This window comes from Aurantimonas sp., from assembly GCF_964217435.1.
Lineage (GTDB): Bacteria > Pseudomonadota > Alphaproteobacteria > Rhizobiales > Rhizobiaceae > Aurantimonas > Aurantimonas coralicida.
Genome location: NZ_CAXPJM010000038.1, coordinates 11,969 through 26,373, shown reverse-complemented (window position 1 = coordinate 26,373; position 14,405 = coordinate 11,969). Strand labels below are relative to the sequence as shown.

14 protein-coding genes and 1 pseudogene are annotated in these 14,405 nt (G+C 64.0%); 6 read left to right on the top strand and 9 right to left on the bottom strand.

The annotated features are described in order from the left end of the window. Nucleotides 1-4: 4 nt before the first annotated feature. The 7 genes from ACEQX1_RS15435 to pcaD are packed head-to-tail and all read right to left on the bottom strand — an operon-like array spanning nt 5 to nt 6,200. A complete protein-coding gene (locus ACEQX1_RS15435) occupies nt 5-1,042 on the bottom strand; it encodes a 3-carboxy-cis,cis-muconate cycloisomerase (RefSeq protein WP_370197010.1) in 1,038 nt (345 codons plus the stop codon). 10 nt (nt 1,043-1,052) lie between these two features. Continuing rightward, nucleotides 1,053-2,255: a 3-oxoadipyl-CoA thiolase gene (gene pcaF, locus ACEQX1_RS15430; RefSeq protein WP_370193966.1), complete on the bottom strand. Its 1,203-nt coding sequence runs from the start codon at nt 2,253-2,255 to the stop codon at nt 1,053-1,055. 1 nt (nt 2,256) lies between these two features. Then, complete coding sequence (locus ACEQX1_RS15425; protein WP_188076561.1) at nt 2,257-2,928, bottom strand: 3-oxoacid CoA-transferase subunit B; 672 nt, start codon at nt 2,926-2,928, stop codon at nt 2,257-2,259. Next, a complete protein-coding gene (locus ACEQX1_RS15420) occupies nt 2,925-3,662 on the bottom strand; it encodes a 3-oxoacid CoA-transferase subunit A (RefSeq protein ID WP_188076562.1) in 738 nt (245 codons plus the stop codon). Before ACEQX1_RS15420 ends, ACEQX1_RS15425 begins: the two co-directional genes overlap by 4 nt. Nucleotides 3,663-3,670: 8 nt before the next feature. Beyond that, entirely contained in the window at nt 3,671-4,297 is a 627-nt protein-coding gene (gene pcaG / locus ACEQX1_RS15415) for a protocatechuate 3,4-dioxygenase subunit alpha (protein WP_188076563.1), read from the bottom strand. Continuing rightward, on the bottom strand, nt 4,297-5,019 hold the full coding sequence (pcaH, locus tag ACEQX1_RS15410) for a protocatechuate 3,4-dioxygenase subunit beta (protein WP_370193967.1): 723 nt from the start codon (nt 5,017-5,019) through the stop codon (nt 4,297-4,299). The genes pcaG and pcaH overlap by 1 nt, the downstream gene beginning before the upstream one ends. After that, on the bottom strand, nt 5,016-6,200 hold the full coding sequence (gene pcaD, locus ACEQX1_RS15405; protein ID WP_370193968.1) for a 3-oxoadipate enol-lactonase: 1,185 nt from the start codon (nt 6,198-6,200) through the stop codon (nt 5,016-5,018). The genes pcaH and pcaD overlap by 4 nt, the downstream gene beginning before the upstream one ends. A 96-nt stretch (nt 6,201-6,296) precedes the next feature. Between pcaD and pcaQ the strand changes: the two genes are divergently transcribed. Then, nucleotides 6,297-7,220 carry a pca operon transcription factor PcaQ gene (pcaQ, locus tag ACEQX1_RS15400; RefSeq protein WP_370193969.1) on the top strand — a complete coding sequence of 308 codons (924 nt, stop codon included), beginning with the start codon at nt 6,297-6,299 and terminating at the stop codon, nt 7,218-7,220. Between the two features lie 189 nt (nt 7,221-7,409). Further along, nucleotides 7,410-7,517 (top strand): annotated as a pseudogene (locus tag ACEQX1_RS15395) (IS5/IS1182 family transposase); the annotation flags it as partial. Nucleotides 7,518-7,894: 377 nt separating this feature from the next. Here the strand turns inward: ACEQX1_RS15395 and ACEQX1_RS15390 are convergent. Continuing rightward, entirely contained in the window at nt 7,895-9,373 is a 1,479-nt protein-coding gene (locus tag ACEQX1_RS15390) for an MFS transporter (protein ID WP_188076567.1), read from the bottom strand. Between the two features lie 196 nt (nt 9,374-9,569). Between ACEQX1_RS15390 and ACEQX1_RS15385 the strand changes: the two genes are divergently transcribed. Beyond that, entirely contained in the window at nt 9,570-10,406 is an 837-nt protein-coding gene (locus ACEQX1_RS15385) for a universal stress protein (RefSeq protein WP_188076568.1), read from the top strand. 824 nt (nt 10,407-11,230) lie between these two features. Here ACEQX1_RS15385 and ACEQX1_RS15380 read toward each other — a convergent pair. Beyond that, complete coding sequence (locus ACEQX1_RS15380) at nt 11,231-12,139, bottom strand: LysR family transcriptional regulator (protein ID WP_370193972.1); 909 nt, start codon at nt 12,137-12,139, stop codon at nt 11,231-11,233. A 102-nt stretch (nt 12,140-12,241) separates the two neighbouring features. On the opposite strand from ACEQX1_RS15380, the gene ACEQX1_RS15375 reads away from it, so the two are divergent. From ACEQX1_RS15375 to ACEQX1_RS15365, 3 genes are all read left to right on the top strand, one after another. Beyond that, a complete protein-coding gene (locus tag ACEQX1_RS15375) occupies nt 12,242-12,916 on the top strand; it encodes an RraA family protein (RefSeq protein ID WP_370193973.1) in 675 nt (224 codons plus the stop codon). Between the two features lie 62 nt (nt 12,917-12,978). Continuing rightward, complete coding sequence (locus ACEQX1_RS15370; RefSeq protein ID WP_370197009.1) at nt 12,979-13,941, top strand: Bug family tripartite tricarboxylate transporter substrate binding protein; 963 nt, start codon at nt 12,979-12,981, stop codon at nt 13,939-13,941. Further along, nucleotides 13,938-14,402, top strand: coding sequence for a tripartite tricarboxylate transporter TctB family protein (locus ACEQX1_RS15365; RefSeq protein WP_370193975.1), 465 nt, complete (start codon nt 13,938-13,940; stop codon nt 14,400-14,402). Before ACEQX1_RS15370 ends, ACEQX1_RS15365 begins: the two co-directional genes overlap by 4 nt. The last annotated feature ends 3 nt before the right edge of the window (nt 14,403-14,405 follow it).

Genomic DNA, 14,405 nt, shown 5'->3' with positions numbered 1-14,405 from the left:
CAGTTCAACCGTCGTGCGTTCCAAAGCGCATCTGCGCTAAGAGTGCCGCCGCATGGCTCGTCGCTGCTCCGGTCGCTTCCGCCAATTGTGGCAGGACCATCCATTCGAGGGTCCACGCGGCGCCCGAACGCTCGTTCTCGTGGATCATCGCCTGCGACAGCGTTCCCATGAGACCCGCTGCGAAGCGGCCGAGCGCGACCAGAATCTCGGCGCCGACTGGATTGGTCTTGTGGGTCATTGCCGAGGAGCCGCCTCCGCTCGTCAGTTCGACCGCTCTCACCTTACTTTGGGCCATTAAGGCCACATCCTGACCGAGCTTGCCGAGCGTGCCGGCAAGAAGCGCCAGCACTTGGCCGATGTCGAGAATGATGCTGCGGTCCGAATGCCACGGCGACGTGTCGCGAAGGTCGAGACGCCGCGCAGTCTCAGCGCGGATCAGCTCATATTTTGGGCCGAAGCTCGTTCCGTCACCGACGGGGCCGCCGAGCTGAATCGGAAGTGTACTGGACAACGCGGCGATTCTTTCGCGATGGCTTTCCAATGGGCGTTTCCACGTCCCAAGCTTACTGGCGACGGTAAAGGGGAGGGCAGCCTGCATGCGGGTCTGCGCCATCAGCGGATAGGCGCCGGCTTGTCCCTCGTGTCGCTCGATCTCGTCAAGCACCAAAGCGATACGCTCATCCAAAAGCGTCAGAACGGCTCTCATCCGCAGGATGAGGCCGCTATCAATGACGTCTTGGCTGGTGGCGCCGAGATGAACCTTGTCGCTTGCGTCTCCGGTGGTCTTGCGGAGTTCGCGCAGAAGGGCCGGGATCACGACACCGTCCTGTGCAAGGCCAGCTTGCAGCACGGTCTCGTCTAACGTGAGCTTCTCGCAAGCGAGCGCAATACGCTCGGCCACGCCGTCCGCGATCACGCCGCAGGTCGCCTGCGCAGCGGCAAGCGTGGCCTCGAAGCGCAGGAGCGCCCCAATCTCTGCGGCCGGCTCGAAGAGCGCTGCGACGTCCGAATCGCCGACAAGTGATGCGAGAAGCGGCGCCATTCGGCCTTACCTAGACCCGTTCGAGAGCGATGGCGATGCCTTGACCGACGCCGACGCACATGGCGGCAAGCGCTCGGCGGGCGCCGGACAGCGAGAGTTCGAGCGCCGCCGTTCCGGTGATGCGCGCGCCTGACATGCCGAGGGGGTGGCCGAGGGCAATGGCTCCGCCATTTGGATTTACGCGGCGGTCGTCATCCGAGAGCCCGAGATCACGTAAAGTTGCGATTCCTTGGCTTGCAAAGGCTTCGTTGAGTTCGATCACGTCGAAGTCGTGCTGTCCGAGGCCGAGCCGTGCCATTAGCTTCTTCGAGGCCGGCGCCGGCCCGATGCCCATGACACGCGGCGGAACTCCCGCCGCCGCACCACCAAGAACGCGTGCGATCGGCGTCAGGCCATGGCGTTTCGCTGCCGCTTCGCTCGCCACGATCAGCGCCGCTGCCCCATCATTAACCCCCGAGGCGTTGCCCGCCGTCACCGAACCACCCTTTCGGAAGGGAGTCGGGAGCATGGCCAAGGCTTCGAGGCTCGTCGCGCGGAGATGCTCGTCAATTGCAAAGATCTTGGGATCGCCTTTCCGCTGCGGGACCGAAACAGGAACGATCTCGCGGGCGAGGCGCCCACTCGTCTGTGCGGCGGCTGCCTTCTCCTGCGAGCGCAGGGCGAAAGCGTCCTGGTCGGCGCGGCCGACGCTGTAGTCTTCTGCGACGTTCTCGCCAGTCTCCGGCATGGAATCGACGCCATATTGGGCCTTCATCACCGGGTTGACGAAGCGCCAGCCAATGGTCGTGTCGTGGATTTCGGCATGGCGCGAAAATGCGCTTTCGGCCTTCGGCATGACGAAGGGCGCCCGGCTCATTGATTCGACGCCGCCGGCGATCATCAGCTCCGCCTCGCCGGCCTTAATGGCGCGCGCGGCTGTCATCACCGCGTCCATGCCCGACCCGCAGAGCCGGTTGATGGTCGTTCCCGAGACGTTCTCCGGCAGACCGGCAAGAAGGAGGCTCATTCGCGCGACGTTGCGATTGTCCTCGCCAGCCTGGTTGGCGCAACCAAGAACGACATCGTCCAACGCCTCCCAGTCAACGGAAGGTTGCCGCTCGATCAGCGCCTTCAGTGGAACGGCACCGAGATCGTCGGCGCGTACGGTCGCGAGCGCGCCGCCGAAACGGCCAATCGGCGTGCGGACATAAGCGCAGAGAAAGGCTTCGGGCATCTTAAAGCTCCGGCGTGGCGAGGTCGGCGACGGTCTCGGGGACGACGAGCTCGGCGCCGGTCATCGCCTGCAACTCGTCGAGGGAGAGTGAGGGCAGTTTTTCCCGGAGGACAAAGCGGGCGTTCTCGATGTCGATGACCGCAAGGCTCGTATAGACGCGGGTGACACATCCAATGCCGGTCAGCGGCAGCAAGCAGGTCTTCACGAGCTTCGGCTTGCCGTGTTTGGTCACGTGATCGGTGATTATGGCGACGCGCTTGGCCCCGTGCACGAGATCCATTGCCCCGCCGACAGCCGGAACGCCCTTCGGCCCCGTCGACCAGTTGGCGAGATCGCCGGTCTCTGCGACCTCGTAGGCGCCTAGGATCGCGACGTCGAGATGGCCCCCCCGGATCATCGCAAAGGAATCCACATGGTCGAAGAAGGCGGTGCCAGGCCTCAACGTAACCGCCTTCTTGCCCGCATTGATCAGGTCCCAGTCCTCCTCGCCGGCGGTTGGCGCTTCGCCGAAGCCGAGAATCCCATTCTCGGTGTGGAAGATCGCCGACCGGCCGGGTGGTTGGAATCGGGCCACCATCTCGGGAAAGCCAATGCCGAGATTGACATAGGCACCGTCGGCAATGTCCTGGGCCGCGCGCCAGGCAATCTGAGTGGAGGAAAGGCTGGTGGTCATTCTGCGGCAGGCTCCGGATAGACGGCGTTGGCGCGGTTCAAGAACTCTTCCTGGGCCGGATTTGCAACCTCGACCAAGCCTTGAACGAAGATGCCGGGAGTGACGACATGTTCAGGATCAATCACCCCCGGCTCGACGATCTCGGAGACCTGGACGAGCGCTGTCTTTGCGGCCATGCACATTGCCGGCCCGAAGTTGCGGGCCGCCTTGTTGAAGACGAGATTGCCGAGACGGTCGCCGTTCAATGCCTTGACTAGGGCGAAGTCCGCCTTGAGCCAGGCCTCACGCACGTAGGGCTTTCCCTCGAATGTCTCGACCGGCTTGTGCGCACCCAGATCGGTGCCATAGCTGCTCGGCGTGTAGAAGGCTGGAATACCAGCGCCGCCCGCACGGATGCGCTCGGCGAGCGTTCCCTGGGGCACGAGTTCCAACTCGATCTCGCCGGCGAGATAGCGCTTAGTGAAGACGCTCGGATCGGCGGATCGCGGAAAGGAGCAAATCAGCTTCTTGACCATGCCCTGCTCAATGAGCGCGGCAAGGCCCACATGCCCGTTGCCGGCATTATTGTTAACGACAGTGAGGTTCTTGGGGGCTCCCGTCGCTAGATAGCGATCGATGAGTGCATGGATCAGTTCGATTGGTGCACCGGAGCCGCCGAAGCCGCCGATCATCACCACGGCACCGTCGAATATGCCGGCGACCGCCTCGGAAAGGTTAGAAATGGTTTTGTCCATCGTGTTCGTCACATGTCCAGAAAGACGGTTTCGCCTTCGCCCTGAAGGCGGATGTCGAAGGTGAAGCCAGGGATGTCGCCGCACATCGACTTCGGCGCGACGAGCGTGCTGCGGCGAGCCGGATCGGGAATGCGCGACAGAACCGGGTCAGTTGCGTTCGCCTCCACCTCGTCGCTGAAGTAGACCCGCGTGTGTAGGCCGAGATTGATGCCGCGCGCGACGATCCATACCGTGACATGCGGAGCCTGCAGGCGACCGTCCGGGTAGGGCACACGGCCGGGGCGGATCGTCTTGAAGCTGAAGCTGCCGTCGGCGTCCGAAACCGGTTGGCGCGCCCAGCCAGTAAAGGCCGGATCGGCATTGCCGCGCATCTCGGCGGGCGAGGGATGAAGCCCGTCCGCGTCCGCCTGCCAGATCTCAACGAGCGCGTCGCGGACCGACTCGCCGGACCCGTCTAGGATCCGTCCCTTGATCAGGATACTTTCGCCCTTCGTGTCCGGGCCAGCGATAACGAGGCCGAGGTCCTCCTTCCAGACACCGGTGATCTCCACCCAGTTCGGCGTCGCGCCGATATGGACGTAAGGCCCGGCGGTCTGGGAGGGGCTTTCCTTTAAGCGGTCGAGGCGCTGGGTCATCAGTTGCCCTCCATCCGGTTCTCGAACATCGTTGAGCGGCGGCCGCGCAAAACGATGTCGAACTTGTAGGCGAGGCTGTCCATCGGAATGGTCTCGGCGCGGTCGAGGGCGGCGACGAGCTGCTCGATGGCCTTGTCGTCAGGGATGGTCCTCACGATCGGGCACTGCCAGATCATCGGATCGCCCTCAAAGTACATCTGGGTGATCAGTCTCTGCGCGAACGCATGGCCGAAAACCGAGAAGTGTATGTGGGCTGGCCGCCAGTCGTTGACGCCGTTCGGCCAAGGATAGGCGCCTGGCTTGATCGTGCGAAATTCGTATCGCCCGTCCGCGTCGGTGATGGCGCGGCCGCAGCCGCCAAAATTCGTGTCTAGCGCGGCGATATAGCCTTCCTTCTTGTGGCGGTAGCGTCCGCCCGCATTGGCCTGCCAGACCTCGACCAACGCGCCGGGAACGGGCCGCCCGTTCTCATCGAGGACGCGGCCATAGACCACAATACGCTGCCCGATCGCGTCGCCGCCGTCTTGCGAGAAATTGCGGATGAGATCGTTGTCGAGAGGGCCAAGCATGTCATGACCGAAGACCGGACCGGTTTCTTCTGACAGGGTCGTCGGCATTGAGAGGAGCGCGTGTCGCGGCGACCGCAGGACGGAGGTCTTGTAGGACGGCGTGAAGGGCGCCGGATGCCAGTCTCGGTCGCGCTGGAAGTAGGATTGGCTCATTGTGACGCTGCCTCCATCTCGGCAAGGGTCTTCTTCGCGATCTTGATCGCGTGGTTCGCCGCCGGCACGCCGGCATAGACGGCGACATGCATCAGGGCCTCGGCGATGTCGGTCGCGCTCGCGCCGGTACTGGCAGTCGCCCTCACATGCATCGCCACCTCATCGTCCTGACCGAGCGCCGCGAGCAGCGCGATCGTCAACATGGAGCGTTCGCGACGCGTCAGACGAGGGCTCGACCAGACCGTGCCCCAAGCGCCTTCGGTAATGAAACGCTGGAAGGCCGCGTCGAAAGGCGTGATCGCGGCATTCGCGCGGTCGACATGGGTATCGCCGAGGACGCCCCGCCGTGTTGCCATACCGGTGCGAAAGCGGTCGGTCCCTGCATCAAAAACAGACTCGACCGTGTGGAGGTGATCTGCGATCGCTCGCGCAACCTCTATGGGACGCTCCAAACAGGGTAGATGTCCCGCGCCACAGATCGCCTCGAATCTCGCGCCCGGAATGCTCTCGGCAGTCCCCCGGACCAGGGCTGGCGGGGTTGGCACGTCACCGTCACCTGCAAGCGCCAGGGTCGGTGCCGTAATCCGGTGAACTTCATCAGTGTAATCGGCCGCAAGGATGGCCTCGCAGGCGCTCCGGTAGCCAGTCGCCGATGTTGCCGCGAACATGCGACGCCAGGCGGCAAAGCGGCCGGGCTCCCGCTCGGCAAATCCGTCCGAGAACCAGCGCGTGGTGACGGCATCCGCGATCGACTCGACACCGCCGTCCTCGACTGCGGCGATGCGTTTCGTCCAGCCGGCGCTATCCCCAATTTTCGCCGCAGTATCCATAAGGACGAGGCGCTCGACCCGTTGAGGGGCGTGGATAGCCGCATGAAGGGCGATCAGGCCACCGATTGACAGGCCGACGATCGAGGCTTTGCGCCAGCCGACATGGTCAAGAAGTGCCAGGAGATCGTCCGCAAGCTGCGGGATGGTTACAGGGCCAGGCTCCACTTCCGTCAGCCCATGGCCACGCATATCTATGAGGAGAACGTCAAAGCGATCCCTGAGCTCTTCGGTGACCTCGTCCCAAATCCGGAGGTCCGACCCGAGCGAGTTCAAAAAGACGAGGCGAGGCGCATCTGCACGTCCGATACGACGATAATGAATTGTCACTTTATTCGCGACTGCGAACATCATCGCCCCCTCCCTGTGCGTAGCAAGCTGAATACGGCGCTTGATCACTCATGGGAAATGATGTTTTGTGCGGGCGTTATAACTCGGGGGTTATAGTCTATGCTACCGCCGGCTATTCGCTTGCGTCATCTGCGGTCCTTTGTCGCCGTCGCCAGACGCGAAAGCGTCGTGCGGGCTGCGGATGATCTCGCTGTGACGCAGCCGGCGGTGTCCAAGACTATTAAGGAACTTGAGACGATTCTCGGCACACCACTCCTATCGCGCAACCGCCAGCGCAGTTTTCTATCCCCAAACGGCGAAATCTTCCTCCGTCATGCCGAGACGGCGCTGGCGTCGCTTCACCACGGCTTCGAGGCGTTGTCGGACGCAGCCTCCCCGCAAGCCCAGCCAGTGCGCGTGGGGGCCTTGCCGACCGTCTCGGCCCGCCTCCTGCCCGAGGCGATCCGAGGCTACGTCGCCAATGGCCCTCGTGCGATCCCCCGCGTCGTCACCGGCCCGACGGCGTACTTGACGGCACAGCTTCGCGAAGGCGGTCTCGACATCGTCATCGGGCGGATGGGCCAGCCCGACGAAATGGCGGGTCTCCTCTTCGAGCATCTCTATTCCGAGCCGATCGTCTTCGTGGTTCGCGCTGGTCATCCGCTTGTCGGCAAGAACCTATCGTCGAGCGCTATGGCCGGGATCGAATGCTTGCTGCCGCCACCTGGTTCGGTGATCCGCCCGGTCGTCGACCGGCTGTTCACGGCGGAGAACCTACCCCGGCCGCTTCGGGTCATCGAGACCGTCTCGCTGGCCTTTTCCCGCTCCTATGTCCTGTCGACCGACGCCGTCTGGGTAATTTCGGAGGGTGTAGTCTTGGCCGATTTGAGGAACAAAGTCCTTGAGCCGCTCGCCATTCCGACAGGCGATACGCGTGGCCCAGTCGGGATTACGCTGAAGGCTGACGTATCGCTTTCGCCTCAGGCTGAGATTCTTCTTCGCTATCTGCGCGAAGTCGCTACAAAAATTAGGGCAGGAAAATGAGGACCGAATGCATCATGCTCGAGAACCGAGAGGCGTAAAATTCAGAGTAGTAAAGCGAAGCCGACTACGTCTTCTTGGGAATCGTGTCCTGTGGCGTGGTGCGGAAAGCTCTTTACTGCGGTTCCCGGCCGTGCGGGTTGATCAGCGGTCGAGAGAAGGCAGGCTAATGAAGGGATCATCGCTTGAGGGAACCGCCGGCTCTGGAACGACCCAGGGGCCATAATAGCCTCCGCGACTGCCTTCCTCTACGCCGCCTCCGTCATGATCCTCATACGCCACCTTGGCCGCGCCGCATGACCTTTTCGGACGGACTCTCAACATCAGCCCGCGAAAATGCCTCGGCTTCATCACGCGCTTCCAGTACTTCCTTAAGGAACTTGGCAAGGACGTCAGTGTCCGCTTCTCATGAGCATGTTGCGCCTCCCTGGAATCTACAAAGATCATGCCATGGGCACTACCGAAATAAGGGCACGGATCGGACGGCCGTAGTGCCTAAACCTTTTGGACGGGGCGATGGAAAGCTGTCCGGCCAGCTGGCGGGAACGTACGGGTCCTCGATGGGCGCGATGTTGGTAATAGCGACACACATCCTAGAAAACAACAGTGTCGAGTCATCGCTACAGGCATAACTAATTGGTACAGCAGTTGCATCTTCGCTGGTCAACGGCTCAACGTTAGATTCTACGCATCGGGATCGTCCAAGCGAGGAACGCTGCGAGGGCAGCGAAGGTCGCAACGCCGAAAAATGCTGCCTGGAACGCGTTCGAGAGCGCGGCCTGAACGAGCATCCGATCGCCCGGACCCAGATGATCCAGCGCCTGCGGCCCCTGTTCCATGACCATTTGGAAAAGTCGGGCAGCCTGCGCGTCGCTCGTCGAAAGGGTTGAGAAAAGGACGGTGCCGATAAGCGCCGTACCGACCGCTGCGCCCAGTGAGCGCGAGAATTGCACGGACGCAGCGCCCGCGCCTAGCATGCGTGCGCCCGCAGCCGTCTGCACGGTGACCTGGACCACCCCCATTACTGTGCCCAGGAAGATCGCCATGACGCCTAGCAGTGCCGACAGCGTGCGCGTCCCTATGTCGGGCGCCCAGAACGCCACGACGAGCAGCAACGAGCAGACCAGTATCAGGCCCCAGGAGGGGAACACCGCCGAACGGCCCGTCCTGCTGACGATGCGTCCGGTCACTAGCGATCCAACGCCGATGCCGATGGTGAAGGGCAACAACAGGAGTCCGGTCTCGGCCGGCGACGCCCGATGCACGACAAGAAGGTAGATGGGCAGGAAGGTGAGGAGCGAGACGAGTGTCGCGCCATGGCAGGCGGCGAGTGCGTCGGCGCGCCATATCGAGGGGTTGCTGAGGAGCGGGATCGGGAGGAGCGGCGAGCCGGCGCGCTTCTCTCGCCAGATGAGCAGAACCAACGACAGCACCGCGAGCGCGGCGAGCGCGGCGATGGTCAGGATCAGGCTTTCGTCGAAGGCGCGGACCTCCTCCAGCATGACCAACACAGAGACGACGAAGGTCGCGAACAGGAAGAGGCCGGCAAAATCGAAGCGGAACGGCTCCCCGCTTCCCACCCGTAAAGGTAGGCGGAGAGTCAGGACGACCGCGGCCAGACCCACAGGGATGTTGACAAGGAAGACCGACTGCCAACCGAAATGCTCGGTCAGGAAGCCACCCGCCACCGGACCGAAGGCGCTCGATGACACGGCTACGGCGGCGAGGTATCCTTGATACCGGGCCCGTTCGCGCGGCGCGATCGCCTCGCCGACGAGCGCCTGTGACAGTGTCATCAGCCCCCCGCCGCCCAGCCCCTGGAGGACTCGAAACGCGGTCAGCAATTCCATGCTGGTCGCCAGCGAGCAGGCTAGGGACGCACACATGAAGATCGCCAGCGCCACGAGCATCAGCGCCTTACGTCCTAAGAGGTCGCCAAGGCGACCATAGACGGGCGCGGCGATCGTCGTTGAGACGAGATAGGCGATAACCACCCAAGACACCCGCTCGACGCTGCCGAGCGATCCGGCTATGGCCGGAAGCGCCGTCGCCACAATGGTTTGGTCTACCACCGCCAGGAACATCGGCAGCATAATTGAGGGGAAGATCGTGAAGAAGCCGCCGGTGGTTAACGGCGACTGGGTAGGCACAGTCATGTGGAGCCGATCAGGCTTTAGATAACCACGGACCGAACACCGGTGAACGGCCGCGTATAACAGGTCCAACATCGCCCACTTGTCTGGTCATCGCAACCGGCCGACAATCGCAACCGAACTTGCCGGCCCCGCGCATATGCCCGTGCACGCCGGACACAAGGATCGAACCGGATCTCTTGGCGAGCGAGGAACTGCGATGAAATCGGTCCTGATCCCGCTGGAGCTTCATGCCCAGACGTCGGCGACCATGGCGACGGCGTGCCTGTTTGCGAAGCGCTTCGAGAGCCTCTTGGAAGGAGTTTTTTTGCGCCCGGCCTTTGCCCAGCCGCTTGGCGTCGAGGTGGCAAGCGCGATCATGGTGCCGGATGTTCCGTTCGACGATGTCGAGGCCCGTCAGGCAGCAAGTGAACGTTTTGCGGCAGAGCTCCTGACAAACGGACTGCTAACCCTGGCAAGCCTGGACGAACCCGGACCCGGCGGTGTGTGGAATGGGGAGCAGACAATCGATGACTCACTAGTAGGTAGTTACGGTCGGGCCTTCGACCTGACCGTGGTGGGCCGGCCAGCCGATCGTTCAGGCGGCCCGCGTATGGCCACGCTCGAGACCGTACTCTTTGAGAGCGGTCGTCTGGTTCTTATCGCACCGCCGCAGGCGCCCGCGGCGCTAGGAACGAACGTGGTGATCGCTTGGAACGGCAGCCCCGAAACCGCTCGCACACTCGCCTTCTCGCGATCGGTGTTGCGCAGGGCCAGCCGCGTGACGATCCTCGTCGGCGACGACGAGCGGCCCGGCCCCTCGGGGCGGCAGGTGCAGCGCCATCTGGCGATGAACGGCATTGCAAGCGAGGTGCGGGTGATGAGCGCGGCGAACATCCGCGGCGGCGAAGCCATTTTGGCGGAAGTGCGGGAACTCGGCGCCGATCTTGTGGTGAAAGGGGCCTACACCCAGAGCCGGCTGCGCCAGATGATCTTCGGCGGGGCAACGAGCAGCATCATAGCGCGTACCGATGTGCCAGTCCTGATGGCCCATTGACGTGCTTTCTTCAGACAAACGAGCACCGACGAGTCGGTGGATAGACCGTCGCGGCCCCTTCAGAGAAGATGTTTCTCCGCTGCCAAAGCCCATAGTGCACCGCTAGGCACCTATGACTACAAGAAGCGGAGGGAGGCCGGCGGGGGGTGCACGCTGTCACCTCGTTCCTGCTGCGGTGCGTGGCTCGGTCGTCCGGCGCGGCTCTTCGCGCAGAATTGTCACATGGAAGAGTAAACTCCCGGCGAGCAGCGCCCCGACCAATGCCAAGTCACGCAGGTTCCGCCAATCGCGGTCAGGATGATCTCGCGAGACGTACCGTCGGTTCCGTCGACGTGAATCCACGTCACCGCAAATGGTTCTTGCTCTCGCCTTGAGGCTGAGCGGGGCAGAGCGTTCGGCTTGGTCGGGGGAAGGGTGCTTAAGTCCTCGAAATCGAGATTGGCAACCCGACTTCTGTCGTTCCGGCTTGCTTGAAAGGAGAGCACCACACTGGTACACATGGCTATTGATCGTGCGATCGCGTGCTCAGATATTTCAATGAGTAAGCGGGTGTGAAGGTGGAGTCCCCCCCTCTCCGCCATTCGGACATCACACTCCGCCAAATTCCAAACCCCTGTTTTCCGGCATTCTGACCGCCAGCGCGCCCAGCCAGGTGGCGCAATGAGCCGTGTATCGAGTGGTGGGATCGTTCTGCGGCATCAGCGTCGAGATTTCGTTGCAGAACAAACTCGGTAGCTCAGGTCGCGCGGCTCTGCTCAGGAGACCCCGCGGTTAGTAGCGCGGTCGCGATGCGTGTTTTGGCCGGAAGAGCCCAACGCAGCTTTTCATCCACCAGCGGTTTCGGCGGCGAGGCGGGCGCTGGTTTCGGCGTGATCGCAGAAGGCGGCGAGGATGGGGGAGGTGTCGGTGGCCCGCCAGCCGAGGCAGACCTGCACGGTGGGCGGTGTATCGGCGATCTCCACGTAAGCGACGCCCGGAATGTTCAGGCTGCGCGCGACCTCCGGCACGATCGCCGCGCCCATGCCGGCGCTGACGAGGCCGATCATCGTGTGGATCTGGGTGGCATATTGTTCGACCCGCGGGACGAAGCCGGCCTTTTCGCACATGCCGATGATCCGGGCGTAGAAGAGCGGGCTCTTGCGCTGGGTAAAGAGAATGAATCCGTCCTCGGACAGGTCGCGCAGATGCAGGCGGTCGGTGGAGGCGAGGCGATGGTCGTGCGGCAGGGCCACCACGAAGCGCTCCTCGCGCAAGGGCCGGGCGCGCAGGCTGGGATCCGAGATCGGCGGACGCAGGATGCCGACGTCGATCTGGCCGTCGCGCAGCGCCGCCAGCTGCTCCTGGATGGTCATCTCGAAGAGTTCGAGGTCCACCCGGGGGAACGCCAGGCGGAACCGGCGCAGAACGAGCGGCGTGACGCCGTAGGTGGAGGAGTGGATGAACCCCACCGACAGACGGCCTTCCTGCCCCGCCTCGACCCGCCGCACTTCCTTGGCCGCCTGTTCGAGATCCGCGAGGATCCGGTAGGAGCGCTCCAGGAACATCCGGCCGGCCGGGGTGAGGGTCACGATGCGCTGATTGCGATTGAGCAGTGTTGCCTGCAGCCGCTCCTCGAGCTGCTGGATCTGCCGGGTCAGGGCCGGCTGGGCGATATGCAGGCGACGGGCGGCGCGGCCGAAATGCAGCTCCTCGGCGACACAGACGAAGGATCGGAGCAGGCGCGTCTCGACCATCAGTGATGCCCTGTCGCTATCATTGAAGTGCCAACAATGTATTGGACGGAATGACCGGCCTCGGTCAAGCTCCCTGTGATGAAGAGCGGCAGGGAGGCCGGAGTGGCAGCAGGATTTCGTGTGCTGGACGGGCACGTACGCAGTGACCGATCGCTGGTGGAGGCGTTCGCGAAGATTCCGTCCGCGATCATCAGCGACAATCTGAACCGCATGGTCGCGGCCGGACCGTCGGTGCGTCCGATGCACAAGGAGGGCACGCTGGCCGGCACGGCGCTGACCGTGAAGACCCGGCCCGGCGACAATCTGATGATCCACAAGGCGGCCGACATCGCGCAGCCCGGCGACGTGATCGTCGTCGATGCGGGCGGCGACCTCACCAACGCGCTGATCGGCGAGCTGATCATCAGCCATGCCCGCTCGCGCGGGGTCGTCGGCTTCGTCGTCAACGGCGCGGTGCGCGACATGGACGTGATCGCAGTCGACGACTATCCGGTCTATGGCGCTGGCGTCAGCCATCGCGGTCCCTACAAGGACGGCCCGGGCGAGGTGAACGTGCCGATCGCGCTGGACGGCATGGTGATCGCGCCGGGCGACATCGTCATCGGCGATCTCGACGGCGTCGTGTGCATTCCCCGCGAGGAGGCGGAGAGCGTGCTGGCGGCGTCGCGGGCGCAGCAGGAAAAGGAAGCCGGCATTCAGGCGGCCATTGCGGGCGCCGGATGGGATCGCGCCTGGGTGGACGAGATCCTGAAGGCCAAGGGCTGCGAAGGCGTGTGAGGAGGGATGGGGCGCCCACGGCGGCCCGTCGGAAGACCAATCAACACAAGAGGGAGGACATCATGAAATTCGTCAAGACGATTGCCGTCACCATGGGGCTCGTCGCCGCCGCGGTGGCGTCGCCGGCCAGCGCGGAATGGAAGCCGGAGCGCCCGATCGAGATCATCGTCGGCTTCGCGCCCGGCGGTGGTACCGACCAGACCGCCCGCCTGATCGCCTCGGCCGCGCAGGAGTTCTTCCCCGTGCCGCTGGTGGTGGTGAACCGTCCGGGCGCATCCGGCACGCTGGCCGCCGAGACCGTCGCCAAGGCCGAGCCCGACGGCTACACGCTGCTCGTCGCCGGCGGCAGCGAGAGCACCTCGGTGCCCAACCATCGCGAGATTTCCTACAGCCTCGATGATTTCCGCGGCATCCTGCGGGTCAATCGCGAGCACATGGTGATCGTCACCAAGCAGGGCAGCGGCCTCGACAGCGTCGAGGCGGTGGTCGAGGCGGCCAAGGCCGATCCGGGCAAGCTCGCCTATGCCTCCTCCGGTCCGGCCGGCATCCTGCATTCGGCCTTCCTGGTGTTCGAGAAGGAAGCCGGCATCCAGATCCAGCACGTGCCCTATCAGGGCGGCGCACCGGCCCTTGCGGCCCTGCTCGGCGGTCATGTCGACATGGCGATCATCACGCCGGGCGATGCCGCGGCGCAGGTCGAGGCCGGCAATGTCAACGCCATCGCCACGACCTCGGACCGGGCCGAGCAGCTGCCCGACGTGCCGTCGCTGACCGAGCTTGGCTACGACGTCGACCTGGAGAACATGAAGGGGCTCGTTGCACCGGCCGGCATTCCGGACGAGGTGGCCGAGTATCTGCAGGACCGCTTCACCAAGGCCATCGAGTCCGACACCTTCAGGACCTTGGCCGAGCGCGGCAACATCACGCCGGGCTATCTCAGCGGCGCCGATTTCGAAAAGGCGATGCGCGACATGTCGGATTCCATCGCCAACGCCATGGGCGACACCCCGAAGACCGCGCAATGACAGCCACGCGGGTTGTCGCCATCGTCTGCGGCCTGGCCTCGGTCTATTTCCTGGCGATCCTCGTCCCGGAAGTGGGAGCCAGCGCGGCGGCGATGGGCACCGGCGATTTCTACTCGGTGGGGCCGACGGCCCTGCCGAACTTCGCCGGGGCGGTGACGCTGCTTCTTAGCGTCGGCGTCTTCGCCACCAGCGGCCCGGCCGCGGTCGACGGCGACCGCCGCTTCGGCCGCGGGCTCGGCGCAGGCCTCGTCTTCACCGTCATGCTGGTGATCTACGCCCTCGCCATGCCGTCGATCGGCTTCCTCGCCGCCTCGGTGCTGTTCATGGTCGCGGTGTTCCTCGTCTACCGCCCCGCCAGCTGGCTCATCGCCCTGATCCTGACGCTCGCCGTTCCGGTGCTGGTGGACCAGGTGCTGCGCAAGCTCTTCCTGATCCCGCTGCCGTCCGGGGCGTGGTTCTAACCA